Source organism: Streptomyces nanhaiensis (assembly GCF_046614825.1).
Taxonomy (GTDB): Bacteria; Actinomycetota; Actinomycetes; order Streptomycetales; family Streptomycetaceae; genus Streptomyces; species Streptomyces radiopugnans.
In genome coordinates this window covers 1-791 of record NZ_JBKJFM010000373.1, presented here as the reverse complement: position 1 = coordinate 791, position 791 = coordinate 1, and the positions used below count along the sequence as shown (strand labels likewise).

The 791-nt window shown below is 79.8% G+C and carries 1 protein-coding gene; it reads left to right on the top strand.

The window, feature by feature from the left end; all coding sequences use genetic code 11:
- Positions 1–791 (top strand): HD domain-containing protein (locus ACLIYP_RS30660; protein WP_412716330.1); only part of this gene is annotated, 791 nt, incomplete at both ends.

The window sequence follows — 791 nt, the reverse complement described above, 5'->3', positions numbered from 1 at the left end:
GCCCAGGCCGGGGTGCCGCCGTCGCGCCCCGCCCTGCGGAGGCTGGCCGCCGCGGCCCCGCCGCTTCCGGTGCCCTGGCCGGCCGAGGCCCGCGAGGAGTTCGTCACCCTCCTGGGGGCGGGCGAGGCCGCCGTCGGGGTGTGGGAGGCGCTGGAGGCGGAGGGCCTGATCACCGCCTGGCTGCCCGAGTGGGAGCGGGTGCGCTGCCGCCCGCAGCGCAACCCCGTGCACCGCTGGACCGTCGACCGCCACCTGATCGAGACCGCGGCACGGGCCGGCGCGTACGTCCGCCGCGTCCGCCGTCCCGACCTGCTGCTGGTCGCCGCACTGCTGCACGACATCGGCAAGGGGCTCCCCGGCGACCACAGCGTCGCGGGCGAGGCCGCCGTGCGCGGCCTCGCCGCCCGGATGGGCTTCGACGCCGCCGACACCGCGACCCTGGCCACCGTCGTCCGCCACCATCTGCTGCTGGCCGAGACCGCCACCCGGCGCGACCTGGACGACCCGGCCACCGTACGCACCGTGGCCGACGCCGTCGGAGACGCCGGGACCCTGGAACTGCTGCACGCGCTCACCGAGGCCGACGCCCTGGCCACCGGGCCCGCGGCCTGGTCGGCCTGGCGCGCGGGACTCGTGGCCGACCTGGTGGGACGGACCGGCGCGGTGCTGGCGGGGCAGGCGGCAGGGGCCGCGGAGGCGGTGGGCCGGGGGCGCTCCGCCTCCCGGCCCACCGCCGGGGCAGAACGGCTGGCCGTGGAGGCGTGGCGCACCGGCGGGCCGGTGCTCTCCCT